At 63.3% G+C, this 13,969-nt stretch carries 16 protein-coding genes; 8 read left to right on the top strand and 8 right to left on the bottom strand.

Annotated elements, in window-relative coordinates:
• Positions 1 to 79: 79 nt before the first annotated feature.
• Positions 80 to 676, top strand: a complete 597-nt coding sequence (locus L8V01_RS06955) for a hypothetical protein (RefSeq protein ID WP_269946472.1) — start codon at positions 80 to 82, stop codon at positions 674 to 676.
• Entirely contained in the window at positions 673 to 2,196 is a 1,524-nt protein-coding gene (locus L8V01_RS06950) for a DNA polymerase Y family protein (RefSeq protein WP_269946390.1), read from the top strand. The genes L8V01_RS06955 and L8V01_RS06950 overlap by 4 nt, the downstream gene beginning before the upstream one ends.
• On the opposite strand, the gene L8V01_RS06945 is transcribed toward L8V01_RS06950, so the two are convergent.
• The gene (locus tag L8V01_RS06945; protein WP_269946389.1) at positions 2,193 to 2,750 is read right to left on the bottom strand and encodes an AMIN-like domain-containing (lipo)protein; all 558 of its coding nucleotides are present in this window, start codon (positions 2,748 to 2,750) and stop codon (positions 2,193 to 2,195) included. The genes L8V01_RS06950 and L8V01_RS06945 overlap by 4 nt on opposite strands.
• A 109-nt stretch (positions 2,751 to 2,859) precedes the next feature.
• On the opposite strand from L8V01_RS06945, the gene L8V01_RS06940 reads away from it, so the two are divergent.
• Positions 2,860 to 3,720 (top strand): sucrase ferredoxin, encoded by an 861-nt coding sequence (locus L8V01_RS06940; RefSeq protein ID WP_269946388.1) that lies wholly within the window; start codon positions 2,860 to 2,862, stop codon positions 3,718 to 3,720.
• 20 nt (positions 3,721 to 3,740) lie between these two features.
• Here L8V01_RS06940 and L8V01_RS06935 read toward each other — a convergent pair whose 3' ends face one another.
• The 3 genes from L8V01_RS06935 to L8V01_RS06925 form a co-directional block, all read right to left on the bottom strand.
• Positions 3,741 to 4,421, bottom strand: coding sequence for a methionine ABC transporter permease (locus tag L8V01_RS06935; protein WP_259885505.1), 681 nt, complete (start codon positions 4,419 to 4,421; stop codon positions 3,741 to 3,743).
• The gene (locus L8V01_RS06930) at positions 4,418 to 5,455 is read right to left on the bottom strand and encodes a methionine ABC transporter ATP-binding protein (RefSeq protein WP_269946387.1); all 1,038 of its coding nucleotides are present in this window, start codon (positions 5,453 to 5,455) and stop codon (positions 4,418 to 4,420) included. The genes L8V01_RS06935 and L8V01_RS06930 overlap by 4 nt, the downstream gene beginning before the upstream one ends.
• A 70-nt stretch (positions 5,456 to 5,525) precedes the next feature.
• On the bottom strand, positions 5,526 to 6,383 hold the full coding sequence (locus L8V01_RS06925) for a MetQ/NlpA family ABC transporter substrate-binding protein (RefSeq protein WP_269946386.1): 858 nt from the start codon (positions 6,381 to 6,383) through the stop codon (positions 5,526 to 5,528).
• A gap of 137 nt (positions 6,384 to 6,520) precedes the next feature.
• Here L8V01_RS06925 and L8V01_RS06920 point away from each other — a divergent pair, with 137 nt between their 5' ends.
• On the top strand, positions 6,521 to 9,640 hold the full coding sequence (locus L8V01_RS06920) for an error-prone DNA polymerase (RefSeq protein ID WP_269946385.1): 3,120 nt from the start codon (positions 6,521 to 6,523) through the stop codon (positions 9,638 to 9,640).
• On the opposite strand, the gene L8V01_RS06915 is transcribed toward L8V01_RS06920, so the two are convergent.
• Genes L8V01_RS06915 through L8V01_RS06905 form a run of 3 tightly spaced genes read right to left on the bottom strand, consistent with a single transcriptional unit; the run spans position 9,637 to position 10,508 of the window.
• A complete protein-coding gene (locus tag L8V01_RS06915; protein WP_269946384.1) occupies positions 9,637 to 10,134 on the bottom strand; it encodes a hypothetical protein in 498 nt (165 codons plus the stop codon). The genes L8V01_RS06920 and L8V01_RS06915 overlap by 4 nt on opposite strands.
• Entirely contained in the window at positions 10,134 to 10,397 is a 264-nt protein-coding gene (locus L8V01_RS06910; protein ID WP_005322660.1) for a helix-turn-helix transcriptional regulator, read from the bottom strand. The genes L8V01_RS06915 and L8V01_RS06910 overlap by 1 nt, the downstream gene beginning before the upstream one ends.
• A gap of 42 nt (positions 10,398 to 10,439) precedes the next feature.
• Entirely contained in the window at positions 10,440 to 10,508 is a 69-nt protein-coding gene (locus L8V01_RS06905; protein WP_269946471.1) for a helix-turn-helix domain-containing protein, read from the bottom strand.
• Positions 10,509 to 10,540: 32 nt separating this feature from the next.
• Here L8V01_RS06905 and L8V01_RS06900 point away from each other — a divergent pair, with 32 nt between their 5' ends.
• Both L8V01_RS06900 and L8V01_RS06895 read left to right on the top strand, forming a co-directional pair.
• Complete coding sequence (locus L8V01_RS06900; protein WP_269946383.1) at positions 10,541 to 11,002, top strand: PH domain-containing protein; 462 nt, start codon at positions 10,541 to 10,543, stop codon at positions 11,000 to 11,002.
• Entirely contained in the window at positions 10,999 to 12,327 is a 1,329-nt protein-coding gene (locus L8V01_RS06895) for a PH domain-containing protein (protein ID WP_269946382.1), read from the top strand. The genes L8V01_RS06900 and L8V01_RS06895 overlap by 4 nt, the downstream gene beginning before the upstream one ends.
• Here L8V01_RS06895 and L8V01_RS06890 read toward each other — a convergent pair.
• Positions 12,311 to 12,781, bottom strand: coding sequence for a tRNA (cytidine(34)-2'-O)-methyltransferase (locus L8V01_RS06890; RefSeq protein ID WP_269946381.1), 471 nt, complete (start codon positions 12,779 to 12,781; stop codon positions 12,311 to 12,313). The two genes, L8V01_RS06895 and L8V01_RS06890, sit on opposite strands and share 17 nt — an antisense overlap.
• A 23-nt stretch (positions 12,782 to 12,804) precedes the next feature.
• On the opposite strand from L8V01_RS06890, the gene L8V01_RS06885 reads away from it, so the two are divergent.
• Positions 12,805 to 13,653: a bifunctional methylenetetrahydrofolate dehydrogenase/methenyltetrahydrofolate cyclohydrolase gene (locus L8V01_RS06885; RefSeq protein WP_269946380.1), complete on the top strand. Its 849-nt coding sequence runs from the start codon at positions 12,805 to 12,807 to the stop codon at positions 13,651 to 13,653.
• On the top strand, positions 13,650 to 13,964 hold the full coding sequence (locus tag L8V01_RS06880) for a DUF3017 domain-containing protein (protein WP_269946379.1): 315 nt from the start codon (positions 13,650 to 13,652) through the stop codon (positions 13,962 to 13,964). The genes L8V01_RS06885 and L8V01_RS06880 overlap by 4 nt, the downstream gene beginning before the upstream one ends.
• Positions 13,965 to 13,969 lie beyond the last annotated feature (5 nt).

Raw genomic sequence — 13,969 nt, 5'->3', positions numbered from 1 at the left:
TCATACTATTCGGGTGAGTCAAACGAGCGTTCGCCTAGAAAAAGCGGTGGCCGGGCTGAGCAGGTCGGACCGTGTGGCGATGCTGCGTACCCGCATGCGCGCTATGGAGCGTGGCCCGGAAGAAGAGCTGGTAGATACACTTCCTGGCCTGGCGCACTTGCTTCCTGCAGGTGGGCTGGCGCGCCGGCGGGTGGCGCACTGTGCAAATTGCCCAGCGCTTATTGTAGAGCTTATCTGCCACCTCACCGCCCGCGGTGGGCATGTAGGCGTGGTGGGGTGGCCAGATCTCCTCCTCGCACAAGTGGCCGATAAAGGCGATATCGAACGTGTGGTGACCGTGCCGGATCCGGGCCTGGAATCCTGGATGGTGACGGGAGTATTGGCGGAAGGGCTGGACCTCGTCATCCACCATGGGCCGCCCGGCGAGGTGAGCCCTACCAAGGCTCGGCCGGTGCTGGCGAAGGTGCGCGGCGGGCGTGCAGCGGTGCTCACGATAGGCACCCGGCTGCCGGGCACGGCGGTGGGGATAGAGGCACGGGTGAGTGCCTATCGGGGCGTCGGCAAGGGCAGCGGGCGCATTCGCGGCGTGGACATGGAGGTGGAGGTGACCTCGAAGCAGGCTACCTCGCGCGGGATGCTCACGGTGGGTGAGCGCCGCCGGTTGGAGGCTGTATGAGGGTAGCGGCGGTGTGGTTTCCGGATTGGCCCATCCAGGCCGCCGGTGGTCAGGGGCCGATGGTTATTGCGCGCAACCACGCGGTGGCGGTGTGCGATAGGGCGGCGCGCCGGGCGGGCGTTCGGCGCGGGATGCGTTTGCGCCAGGCCCAAGCGCTGTGCCCTGAGGCGGCGGTGGTAGAGGCCAATCCGGACCGGGATGGCGCGGCGTTTGCGGAGGTTGCGGCCGGCTTGGATGCGGTGGCGTCCTCTGTGGAGGTGCTGCGCCCCGGCCTGGCAATTGTGGACGCGGGCGCTGCGCTGCGCTACCACGGGGAAAAAGCACTAGAGATGCTTGTCGACGCCTCTTCGTACGCCGGCTTCGACTCCACCCTCGGCGTCGCCGATGAGATTGCCACGGCCGTTATTGCGGCCCGGCACCGCGGTGTGGGCACGGTGGTGCCGGAGGGCGGTTCGCGGGAGTTTTTGGCTACCCAGCCCATAGGCGTGCTGGCCGCCGATGAGGCTTTGGGCTTTGATGCTGGGTTTATCGCGCAGCTGGATAAGCTGGGCGTGCGGCGGCTGGGTGACCTGGCTGCGCTGCCGTTTAAGCAGGTAGATACCCGTTTCGGCGAGCCGGGCCGTCGCGCACACGAGCTGGCCCAGGCCCGTGCGGATAGGCGCGTGGCACCAGAGCTGGCGCGCTCAGACCTGGCCGTGGACATGGAGGAGCGCATCGAGCGCGTGGACGCGGCGGCGTTCGCAGCCCGCCAACTCGCGGCTCGGCTGCATGCCCGCTTGGAGGAGGCCGGCAAGGTGTGCCTGCGGCTGCGCGTGGTGGCGGAGTTTGACACCGGCGAGGAGCTGGCGCGGGTATGGCGCACGCAGGAGGCGCTGACGGAGCAAGCCACCGCGGACCGCGTGCGCTGGCAGCTCGATGGTTGGCTCACGCGCGCTACTGGTGAGGGTGCGGCCATCCGCCGCCTAGCGCTGGAGCCGGTGGAGGTTGCCGCCCCAGCCGCCGCCGGCCTCTGGGGAGGGGAGGGTTCGCAGGAACAGGTCAAGCGCGTGATCGCCCGCGTGCAATCACAGCTGGGGATTGACCGCGTGCTGCAGGCGCGGGCAGTGGGCGGCCGTGGGGTGGCCGAGCGCATCGAGTACGTTCCCTATGGTGAGCAGCGTGACGCACCGCCGCAGGGCGAGTGGCCTGGCCGTATTCCCGCGCCCCTGCCTGCACGGCTGGGCGGTGGTCCGAATCATCCGGCCGCACGCATTCGGTTTATCGACGCCGCCGGGCGCCCCGTCTTTGTTACCGCCGAAGCCCTCCTCTCCAGCGTGCCGGTGGCCTTGGGCTGGGGTGCGAACCGCTTCCGCGTACTGGGGTGGGCAGGACCGTGGCCGGTGGATACTCAGTGGTGGACCGATAGCCCGCAGCATGTGGCGCGCCTGCAGGTGGTGGGGCAAGCTGAGCACGAAGAGCATCAGCGGGCGTGGCTTTTGGTATGGGCTGGTGGGCGCTGGCGGGTTGAGGCGACTTACTAATTGCGAATATCGACCACGAGGCGGGTGGGGTTATCGAGCACCTGCACGGAGTAAGGCTTGCGGGCATTCATGCCGATGACGAACTGGCGGCGGCCTTCAAAGGTGCCGCCGTTGACCACTTGGGTGACAATTCCCTCCGTGGGCGCATCTACTACGCCGATACGGGGGTCGTCCTTGCCGGCTTCGAAGGGGTAGACCACGCCGTCAATATTGACATTGAGTGCGGTATCGCCAGAGTGGGCGATAGTTTTACCAGAGCCTTGCTGCGTAGGCGTGTCAGCGTAGTCCACGAACCAACCGGGTGCGCCGCCGCCGTCGAGCTCAAAGACGACGCGCTCGAAGCCTTCGTGCTGGCCGATGCGCACATCGGTCACCGTAAGTTCGGACGGCGCCTTTGGACGCAGGGTCTTCATCTCCATATTGGCCTGGCCCAACGGGTTGATTTGGGAGTTTTCTGCGGATGCGGCCATGGTGGTGCGGTCCGTCTCTTGGGCGGCGCAACCGCCGAGGAAAGCTGCGACGAGAAGCGTTGCGGCGAGACGGGCTTTAAGCATGCCCCTAGGTTATAGTTTCGGCCGTGAAGTGTATAGCTGAGGGGGTGCTTCGTGGCCGAATTGTTGCCAAGGGTGTGAGCTGAAATGCAGAAAGGTTAGGCTTAGATATATGACCGAGTTCTGTTCAGATATCCAGGTAGAGCCGCTGCCGGGCACGGCGAAGAAGGAATCCGTCTATGTGCTTTTCGAGTGGCCGGGCGGATGGTCGCGCGACGTGCTGGACGGCGATACCTTTGGGTCGGACCTTACGGCGCAGCTCAAGGCCAAATTGAAGGGAGCGGCGGGGCTGCAGCTTATTCGCCGGCCGGGCCGCGATGGCCGCCAAGTAGGTAAGATGCACCGCTGCTACTTGGTGTGGGCCGAACAGGGCGTTATGGAGCTCGTGCTATTGACAGGGCCGGAGAAGATCCTTGATTTAGATCTGACCGGTCCTGGCCGCAATGGGGGCGGTGCACTGGAGACGCCGCTGGTGCTGGTGTGCACGCATGCGAAGCGCGATACTTGTTGCGCGGTCAAGGGTCGGCCGCTGGCGGCGGACCTGGTGGCGGATTACCCGGATTTGGTGTGGGAGACCTCGCACACCAAGGGCCACCGGTTTGCACCATCGGTCATGCTCATGCCGTGGGGCTATTCCTTTGGCCGTATGAATAAAGAAGCCGCCGCGCAGATGATTGCGGCGGCGGCGAAGGGGAAGTATTTCTACCCAGCGAATCGCGGGCGCGGTATTTTCGGCCCGCGCGGCCAGGTGGCGGAGTTGGCAGTGGCCCGCTCGCTTATCGACGCCGGCGAGGACCTCGCCTACGGCCAACTCATCGCCTCCGACGGCGGCGAGGTCAGCCACGCTGACGGCCGGCGCTGGCGCGTGGCGCTCGAGGAGCGCGAGGTAGAAGGCGTGGTCTCCTCGTGCGGCGATGCACCGAAGAAAGGCCAAGCCATCGTAGCGACCGGCGTGGAGCCGGTCGCGGGGTAGGCGGCGTCGGCAAGCGGGGGCTAGCGGCGCATGACCTTGGAGGATAGCCAGTTGCCGAAGAACTGGGCGGCTTGCACCAGCACGATGATGATGAGCGTGGCCACGACGGTGACTTCCCACTCGAAGGCGCGGTAGCCGTAGACGATGGCAAAGTCACCCAAGCCGCCGCCGCCGACGTAGCCGGCCATAGCGGACATGTCCACGATGGCGATGAACAGGAAGGTGTAGCCCAGAATCAGTGGGCCGAGAGCCTCCGGAACGATCACGGAGGTGATGATCTTCCACGGCGAGGCGCCCATGGAGCGGGCGGCTTCGATAACACCGGGGTCGATGGCCACGAGGTTTTGCTCCACCACACGGGCCACGGAGAAGGTTGCGGCGATCACCATGACGAAGGTGGCTGGGCCGCGGCCGATGGAACCGCCCATTACGGCGACGGTCAACGGCTGGGCAAAGGCCAGCAAAATGATGAACGGGATGGGGCGGACGAAGTTCACCAGCAGGTTAACAATGACGTAGACAAACCTGTTTTGCAGGATTCCGCCCGTGCGGGTGGTGTAGAGCAGCATGCCCAGGCCAAGGCCGAGGATGCCGGAAATGATCAGGGTAGTCGAGACCATGATGAGGGTGTCGACGATGGCATCGGCGAGCGAGGGGCCAAGGCGGTCCCAGTCGGCTTGGGCGAGGTTGGTGACGGTCATCGTGCAATCTCCTCAATCTGGGTGGTGGTAGAAAGCGTGCGGTAGAACTCCTCGATGGCGTTATTATCGCCGCTAAGCCGCACGGTCAGCTTGCCAAAGGAATGCTGCTGCAGCGTGGTGATGCCGCCGTGGACAACGGCGATGGATACGCCGGCCTCCTTGAGGCGGGCGGCGGCGGTAAAGAAGCCGGATTCCTCGGTGAGGTTGATGGTAAACAGGCGGCCTTCGTGCGCGAGTAGGTCATCGGTTTCTACGACGTCGGGCTCGTTGCGCAGCGAGGTAGCCACGAACTTGGCGGCCACGGAGGTCTGCGGGTTGGAGAAGACCTCGTAGACGCTGCCTTGTTCCACTACGCGGCCGTTTTCCATCACGGCGACCTTATCGGCGATGGAGCGAACGACTTCCATCTCGTGGGTAATGACCACGATGGTGATGCCGAATTCCTTATTGACTCGGCGCAGCAGGTCGAGGACTTCCTGCGTGGTGGTGGGGTCGAGGGCGGAAGTGGCTTCGTCGGCAAGCAGGAGCGAAGGGTTGGTGGCCAGCGCACGGGCAATGCCAACGCGTTGCTTCTGGCCGCCGGAAAGCTGCTCTGGGTAGCTCTTGCCCTTGTCTCCCAAGCCGACGAATTCCAGTAGCTCCTGCACGCGCTTGGCGCGCTCCTGCTTGCCGACGCCCTGCAGCTGCAGCGGGTATTCAATATTGCCCGCCGCGGTGCGCGAGTTCATCAGGTTGAACTGCTGGAAGATCATGCCAATATTGCGGCGAATGCCGCGTAGCTTCTTCTCGGACATGCCGACGATATTGGTGTCATCAAGCAGTAGCTCACCCGCGGACGGGGTGTCCAAACCGTTGATCATGCGCACGAGGGTGGACTTGCCGGCGCCGGAATAGCCAATGATGCCGACGATTTCGCCGGGCTCGATGGTCATGGAGACATTGTCGAGGGCCTTGACTCGTGCCTTTTTCTGTTTAAAGACCTTGGTGATCTCGCGGAACTCGATGCGGGTGCCGCGGTGAGTGGAATCTGCCACGTGTTTGCGTCCTTAGCTAGGAAAGTGCCAAACCCCGCCGGGGGCTCCGGCGGGGTAAAAGCAAGGGTGATTAGTCCAGATCTGCTTCGAGCTTATCTAGGATCTTCTGCAGATCCTCCTGGCTGCGCTCCACCTCAACGGAGGTACCGGCGGAGTCTTCGTCGACGCCCTTTTGAACGGCGTCGGTGTGCCATAGCTCGGCGAGCTTCTTGATGTCTTCGTTGTCTGCGTCTTCTTCGCGGACGGCAAAGACGTTGATGTACGGCTCTGCCTCTTCGGAGTTCGGATCGTCCTGGAAGATGGCGGTGGCTGGGTCGATGCCGGCGCGCTCCAAGAAGGAGTTATTGATAATCGCCGGGGTGCCCTCGCCATATGCGGACGTGGTCTGCGCAGCGTCTACCGGGGTGACCTTGACCTTGGACTTCTTCTCGTCGATATCCAGCGGGGTCGGCTCCAGGTTGTTCTTGTCCTTCAGGGTGATAAGGCCGGCTTGGACCAGCACATTGATGGCGCGGGCCTGGTTGGTGGAGTCGTTCGGGATGGCGACCTTCTTGCCTTCGATGCCGTCGAGCGAGTCGTGGTCCTTCCAGAACAGTGCCAGCGGCACGATCTCGGTAGCCACGATCGGCACCAGGTTGGTGCCGTTGCCGTGGTTATATTCCGCCAGGAACTTCAGGTGCTGGAAGTTATTGGTATCCAGCTCGCCCTGGTCCAGAGCCTGGTTCGGGGTGTTGTAGTCCGAGAAAGGCGTGATGTCAATGTCGTAGCCTGCGTTCTTTGCTTCCTGTTCGAACGCTACCCACGCCTGCTTAGCATCGTCGGTGGTGCCGACCTTGAGGGACTTGGAGTCATCGGAGGAGCAGGCCACCAGGCTGGTGGCGGCAATGGTTACGGCGGCGGTAGCAGCCACTACGCGACGGATCTGCATGGGGAATCCCCTTCTTGTAGGAGTTGAAATAAATTGACTGTTTAGCAACTTAGCAATCAGCGAACCGCTTTGTCTATTGCGGGCATCACGCCCCACCGGGTTGTATAGAACAATAATTCGATATTACGCTGTGTGGGGTGAAATTTAATGGCGGAAGGACACTATCGTGGCCGCGGGTGGAGCGCATCCTCTCCGGCCGTGAATCTGCTGCACCCGTGCCGGTTAATCACCTTCACGGGCCAATGGTTCCTGCCCAGCGCGGGCATTCCGCCGTGCCCTTTGCGGAGCTGCACGCGGTAAGTTCGTATAGCTTCCTCGACGGCGCCGCCGAGCCGGAGGAGCTGGTGGCTCGGGCCGTGGAGCTAGGGCTCGAAGGGTTGGCCATCGTGGACCGCGATGGCTTTTACGGTCTGATGAAATTTGCCGAAGCTGCTGCTAGGGCAGGGCTTCCGGCCATATATGGAGCGGAGTTATCCCTCGTGGAGGCTCCGGTGACCGTGCTGGCGCGCACGCCGGAGGGGTATCGCCGCCTATCGCGACTCATTGCCCGCGCCCGGATGGAGGCGGGGGAGAAGGGGCAAGTGGCTTACCCGCCCTTGGATGAGGTGGCGCGCGAACTAGAAGATGAATGCTTCTTCCTAGTAGGGCCGGAAGCATTGGCGGCAATCGATAACTTGCTCGAAAGAATAAAAATAGACAGCATAGTTCTCGAATATTCGTGCAGCATGTCCCCCGAAGATGCGGACCGGCACCGTTTTCTTGATAGATACAATAACCTGCGGGCTATCGCAACCGCACGGCCTGCGGCCGCCACCCGCGACCAAGCTCGGCTCGCCGCCGCCAAGCGCGCCTTAGCCCGCCGCGAATCCCTCGCTGCCGCCGCGCCGCATGCCCACCCCATGGGTGCCGGCTGGCTGCGGTCCGGCGAGCAAATGGCTCAGCTCTTACCCGATCGGCCGGAGCTTATTGCCGAAACCGTGCGCCTAGCTCGCGAATGCTCCTTTACCTGGGACGCGCTCGCACCCAATCTGCCGCATTTCCCGGTGCCGGAGGGACATACCGAAATGAGTTGGCTGGAGCACGAGGCCTGGCGCCGCGCCAAGGACCGCTATGCTTCGCGCCCGGCCGAGATTAGGCAGGCGGCGCGGAAGCAGATTCGGCATGAGTTGGGCGTCATCAAGCAGCTGGGCTTCCCCGGCTACTTCCTGATCGTATGCGACCTGGTGGATTTTTGCCGCCGCGAGAATATCCTGTGCCAAGGCCGCGGCTCGGCCGCCAACTCCGCGGTGTGCTTCGCGCTGGGTATTACCAACGCCGAGCCCATCTCCGCGCAGCTGCTTTTCGAGCGTTTCCTCTCCCCAGACCGTGATGGCCCGCCCGATATTGATATCGACATCGAGTCCGGCCGCCGCGAAGAGGTTATCCAGTACGTGTATCGCACCCACGGCCGGGATCGTGCGGCGCAAGTGGCTAATGTCATTACCTATCGCCGCAAGGGAGCAACCCGCGATGCCGCGCGTGCGCTGGGTTACCCGCAGGGCTCAGCCGATGCGTGGTCGAAAGGTACCTCCGAGCCGCCTGCCGACGTCTCCTCTTTGGCCGAGCAATTCCTCGGCCAGCCCCGCCACCTAGGAATTCATTCCGGCGGTATGGTGCTGTGCGATCGGCCCATTGCGGACGTCGTGCCCATGGAATGGGCGCGCATGGAAAATCGTTCCGTGCTGCAGTGGGATAAGGACGATTGCGCGGCCGCTGGCCTGGTGAAATTCGACCTTTTGGGCCTCGGCATGTTGGAGGCGCTGCACCACATGATTGATGCCGTGCGCGCCACCACTGGCCGCGAGGTGCACCTGTGGGAGCTAGATCTAGCCGAGCCGGAGGTCTATGACATGCTTTGCCGCGCCGATGCGGTGGGAGTCTTCCAGGTGGAATCCCGCGCGCAGCTAGCCACGCTGCCGCGCCTGAAACCTCACCGTTTCTTTGACCTGGTGGTAGAGGTCGCACTCATTCGGCCTGGCCCCATCCAAGGCGGATCCGTGCACCCCTACCTGCGCCGCCGCGATGGCTTGGAGGAGGTGACCTATGACCACCCCGTGCTGGAAAAATCTCTGGGTAAGACGCTGGGCATCCCGCTCTTCCAGGAGCAGCTGATGCAGATTGCGGTTGACGCCGCCGGCTTCTCTGGCGCTGAGGCCGATGACCTGCGCCGCGCCATGGGGTCGAAGCGCTCCCCGGAAAGGATGGCCGCGCTGCGCAGCCGCTTCTTTGCCGGCCTGCGCGAGACCAACGGTATTGAGGGCGAGGTCGCGGATAAGCTGTGGGCAAAGATTGTGGCCTTCGCCGCCTATGGTTTTCCGGAATCGCACTCGCAGTCCTTTGCGTCGCTGGTGTATTTCTCCGCGTGGTTTAAATACCACTATCCGGCGGAATTCTGCGTGGGGTTGCTGCGCGCGCAGCCGATGGGTTTCTATTCTCCGCAGTCGCTTATTCAGGATGCTCGGCGCCACGGCGTGCGGGTGCTGCCGGTAAGCATTAATGACTCCGGCGCCCAGGCCCGCGCGACGGGCTCGGCCGAGATTCGCTTGGGCTTTAACCTCATCAAGGGGCTGGGGGAGTCCGCCGCCGAGCGGGTGGAGGCGGCCGCGCCTTTTACTAGCGTGTCCGATCTTTCGCGCCGGGCGGATCTCAGCGTGGAGCAGGTGGAAGCGCTGGCCATAGCCGGGGCGTTGGAGTGCCTTGGGCTGGACCGTCGCCAAGCGTTGTGGCAGGCCGGCGTCGCCGCCACCGAGCGCGAGGGTATGCTGCCCGGCACGTCCGCCCTGGCCTCGCCACACCTGCCCGGCATGTCTGCCTTCGAGCTTATGGCTACCGACGTCGCCGCCACCGGCGTGACCCATAACCAGCAGCCGATGGAGCTGGTGCGTGCCTCGCTTGCCGACGTCCTCCCTGCCTCCCAACTTCCCCATATCCCCGATGGCACCCGCGTGCGCATCGCCGGCATTATCACTCACCGCCAGCGCCCGCGCACCGCGTCTGGCCTGACCTTTTTGGGCGTGGAAGATGAAACCGGCTTGATGAACGTGATGGTCTCACCCGGATTGTGGTCGCGGCATAAGGTTTTGGCCCGCACCGCCCGCGCAATGATTATCCGCGGCATCGTGCAAAATGCCACGGGCGCGGTCAGCGTGGTCGCGGACAAGCTAGAGCCGCTGGACTTTGGCGAATTCCTCTCCCGCGGTTCCCGCGACTTCCGTTAGTTTCCGCCGCTGCGCAGCTCGTCCGCATTGAGCTTATTAGCCAATTCCTTGGCTACCGCAAACGGAATCCATAGCAGCTGGATATAGATGAGCTTGGCAAAGAAGATGGCGATATTAGCCCCAGAGGTTGCCTGCTCCACCGCAACCTGCTCCGCGCCGAAGAAGCGCAGCCCACATGCGGTGGCACCAGCGACGAGGAAGAGTACTATTGCTGTAATTAAAGCGGTCTTGAGACCCTTGTCGCGGGCGTCAGTATGCAGGCGAAGCTCGTACTCATCCATCTCCGTAGTAGGTACGACGAGGTGCCGGATGGATTGACGCAGCCACGTGGTACAGATGGTGGCTGCAATGCCGGCAATCGGCCACAGCAGATTAGACAAGCCAAGCGCGAAGAAGTGCAGGGCCGCCGCCACGATGGCCAGGCCGAGAAAAACATCACCGGCCAACACTAAGCGCTTGCGGTGGGAAACAGAGGCAGGAATTGTGTTAGCCATTAGGAATTCTTCCTATAGATTTCAGTGGACATAGGGGCAAATTCCTGGCGGGAAAAGATGGCCTCCACGGGGAGGTCAAAGACCTCGCAGACGCGGAAGGCTAGGTCCAGGCTGGGGGAGTGGTCGCCGCGCTCAAGGGCTCCGACGGTCTGGGGATTGACGTCGATGGCCTCAGCCAGTTGTGCGCGCGACATGTCCCGCTCGGCGCGCAGCACACGTACCCGGTTATAAATGGGTGCGGAGGGCTTCTTCTTTGGGGACATGAGTCAAAGTATTGCATAAACCCAACACCCTGGCAAGGGTTGCTATTCGACGCCGAAAATGTCTCCCGGCTGGCAGTCCAATGCAGTACACAGTGCCGCGAGGGTGCGCAAGGATGTGGCTTCGATTGATACTGTCAATAACTATGAGCGAAGAAATGAATCCCGTCTCGCCGCGCCTGGTTACCTCGCGCTATATCCACCACCTGAGCTGGATGATTGTCCTCATCGCGGCCGCCGGTGCGGCAGGTTTCTGGTGGACCGCGTGGTTCTACTGGGTGGCCGGGCTTTTCGTCGCCCTTTTCTTTTGGTTGCTCTGGCTCATTCCCGCCCAAGTGCGCAACATGGGCTGGCTCGAAACCGAAGACGAACTCCTCATTACCCGTGGCAAGCTCTGGCACACCTTTACCGTCGTGCCCTACGGCCGCATCCAATTCGTCGATGTGACCGCCGGGCCTATCGACCGCGCGCTCGGGCTGAAAAAGTTGCAGCTCCATACGGCCTCGGCTAGCACGGACGCCACCATCAAGGGCCTAGAAGCCCCGCTTGCCGACGCCCTCCGCACCCGCCTTGCCCACCAAGCCCGCGAACGGATGAGCGGCCTATGAGTACCCAGCCGAGCTTCCGTCGCGTCCACCGCCTTACCCCGCTGCTGCGCCTGTGGTCAGTCATCTTGGCCCTCATCGCGGGTTTCGCCCTCAACGTCAACATGGAGGCCCTGAGCGATATATTCGCCTTTATCACTGGCGAACACCGCGGCGAGGCCCTGCGCGATACCGCCTTAGCTCTCGCCGGTTTCATTGCGGTCTGCGCGGTCGTGTGGCTCGCCTCCGGCCTGTGGTGGCGCCGTATGGGCTACCAGCTCGGCGCGGAAGAGCTTTCCCTGCGCCGCGGCCTCTTTTCCAGCCAATTGCGCACCGCGCGCTATGACCGCACCCAGGCCGTCGACGTCGTCGAGTCCGTCATCGCACGCCTATTCCGGCTAGCGTCCGTGCGCGTGGAAACCGCCGGCGGCCAATCTTCCGTCATCGAAATCGCCTACCTCAAAAAGGCCGACGCCGAGGCCCTGCGCGATGACATCCTCGCCCGCGTCCACGGCGCTCCCACACCGGCCGCCGCCGACGCGACCAGCGCCCAAGCACCCGCCCCGGCGGCCGAAGAACCGGTCCTCGTGCCCGAAATCCCCATCGCGCGCTCTCTTATGGCGGCCGCGTTGCGCACCTCCACGCTTTTCCTCGTCGGTTTCCTCATCGTTGTGGTAACTACAAAGCTGCCGCTTTCGACCGCGCTCCCCATCCTCGTCGGCGCGCTCCCCAGCGCATGGAACGTGCTCGATTCCTCTTGGCGATACAACGCCCGCACCGACGGCGAGGTCCTCAACATCACTTACGGCCTGGCCGATCGCCGCCGCCAAAGCATCCGCCTCGACCGCATCCACGCCGTGCAAATTACCCAGCCCTTCCTCTGGCGGCCGTTGGGCTGGTACGAGGTAAGGGTTTCGGTGGCGGGGTATGGGGCGTCGGCAAGCGGCAAGGCTTCTGGCTCCACTCGAATCCTTCCAGTGGGCACCCTCGCCCAAGCCCGGCAATTCCTACCGGCCGACGCCGCGCCCACCTACGCCTCGCCGGCCCGCGCCAAGTGGGTCTCCCCGCTAGACTACCGCCAGCAAACCGTTGCGCTTACCGGCGACTACGTCATCGTGCGCAACGGCCGGCTCAACCGCCGCGTCAAGGCCATCCACACCTCCCATATCCAGGAGCTAACCTACCGCCGCGGGCCGATTTCTCAGGCGCTCGGCCTAGCCACAGTCGACCTCGACCTAGTCCAGGGACCTGTGCGCATGGCCGCGCGCAACCTCACGCTTGCCGACGCCACCGCACTCCTAACCCGCCTGCGCTCCCGCCAACTGCCAGGACTTAAACCGCCCCGTTAAATCCCAGCTGGCGCCACGCTTCGAATACGGCCGTCGACGCCGAATTCGACAGGTTCATCGAGCGCCTAGCCGGCAGCATCGGAATGCGCACGCGGTCCGTAACGCGCGGATGGTTAATATGCTTCTCCGGCAGGCCGGTCGGCTCCGTGCCGAAGAGTAGGACATCGCCCTCCTGGTATTCGATATCCGTAAACCACTTATCCGTATGCGTGGTAAACGCGAATACGCGCGCCCCCGGCAGCGCATCCATGCAGGCCTGAAAATCCTTGTGAATCTGCACATCGGCCAGATCGTGATAATCCAGCCCGGCGCGCTTTAAGTGCTTATCGTCGAAATTGAAACCCAGCGGTTCAATCAGGTGCAGGCTCGCGCCCGTCACCGCGGCCGTGCGGATGGCGTTGCCCGTATTAGTAGGGATGACCGGGTTATCAAAGACAATGTGCAGCTGGCTCATGTCTTCAGTCTAGGATGGTGGCTATGAGCGCTACCAAACTAGATGGCACACTGTACCGCGACGAGATTTTCGCTGACCTCGCCCAGCGCGTGGCCACGCTGAAGGAAAAGGGTATTATCCCAGGCCTCGCCACCGTTCTTGTGGGCGAGGACCCCGGCTCCCAGTCCTATGTGAAAATGAAGCACCGCGACTGCGAAAAACTCGGCATCAACTCCATCCGCAAGGACCTTCCGGCCGATGTCACGCAGGAAGAACTTGAGGCCGTCATCGATGAGCTCAACGCTGATGTTGCCTGCACCGGCTACATCGTCCAGCTCCCGCTGCCCAAGCATCTGGACGAAAACGCTATCCTTGAGCGCATCGACCCCGAAAAGGACGCCGACGGCCTGCACCCCGTCAACCTGGGCAAGCTCGTGCTCAACGAGGATGCGCCCCTGCCCTGTACCCCGAACGGCTGCCTGCACCTGCTGCGCCGCTTCGGCGTTGAACTTGACGGTGCCAAAACCGTGGTCATCGGCCGCGGCGTGACCGTGGGGCGCCCTATTGGCCTGATGCTTACCCGCCGCAGCGAGAACTCCACCGTCACCCTGTGCCACACCGGCACCAAAGACCTGGCCGCCGAGACCCGCGAGGCCGATATCGTCATCGCCGCCGCCGGCCAGCCGCATATGCTTACTGCGGACATGATTAAGGAAGGAGCCGCGCTTCTCGACGTCGGAGTCTCCCGTGTCGATGGCAAACTCACCGGCGACATCCACCCAGACTGCTGGGACAAGGCCGGATTCGTCTCGCCGAACCCAGGCGGCGTCGGCCCACTGACCCGCGCTTTCCTAGTGCGCAATATCGTCGAGCGCGCGGAAAAGTTGGCGTGAATCTAGATAACCCGCACGACGCCAAACTCGCGCCCTCCCCGCTACCGCCCGCCGCGCAGTGGGCGGCCATCGGAATTTTCGTGGCCGGTGTGGTCGTCTCCGGCGGTTACGCGGTCTTCGAGTACTGGCGCCGGGCCACGTTACTTCTCGGCCTCGCCTTGCTGTGGCTCACCGTGGTTCGCCTTACCTGCGATTCCAGTCGCGTCGGCGTGCTGGCCGTGCGCTCGCGTCGCTTCGATGCCTGCTTTACCGGCCTGCTCGGCGCGGTGATGGCCTTTCTTGCCTTCTCCGTGGATTCACTCGGCAGCTAGTTATC

It is taken from the genome of Corynebacterium curieae, assembly GCF_027570035.1.
GTDB classification, from domain to species: Bacteria; Actinomycetota; Actinomycetes; order Mycobacteriales; family Mycobacteriaceae; genus Corynebacterium; species Corynebacterium curieae.
The sequence above is the reverse complement of the archived record's forward strand: the minus strand, read 5'-3'. Positions and strand labels throughout refer to the sequence as shown.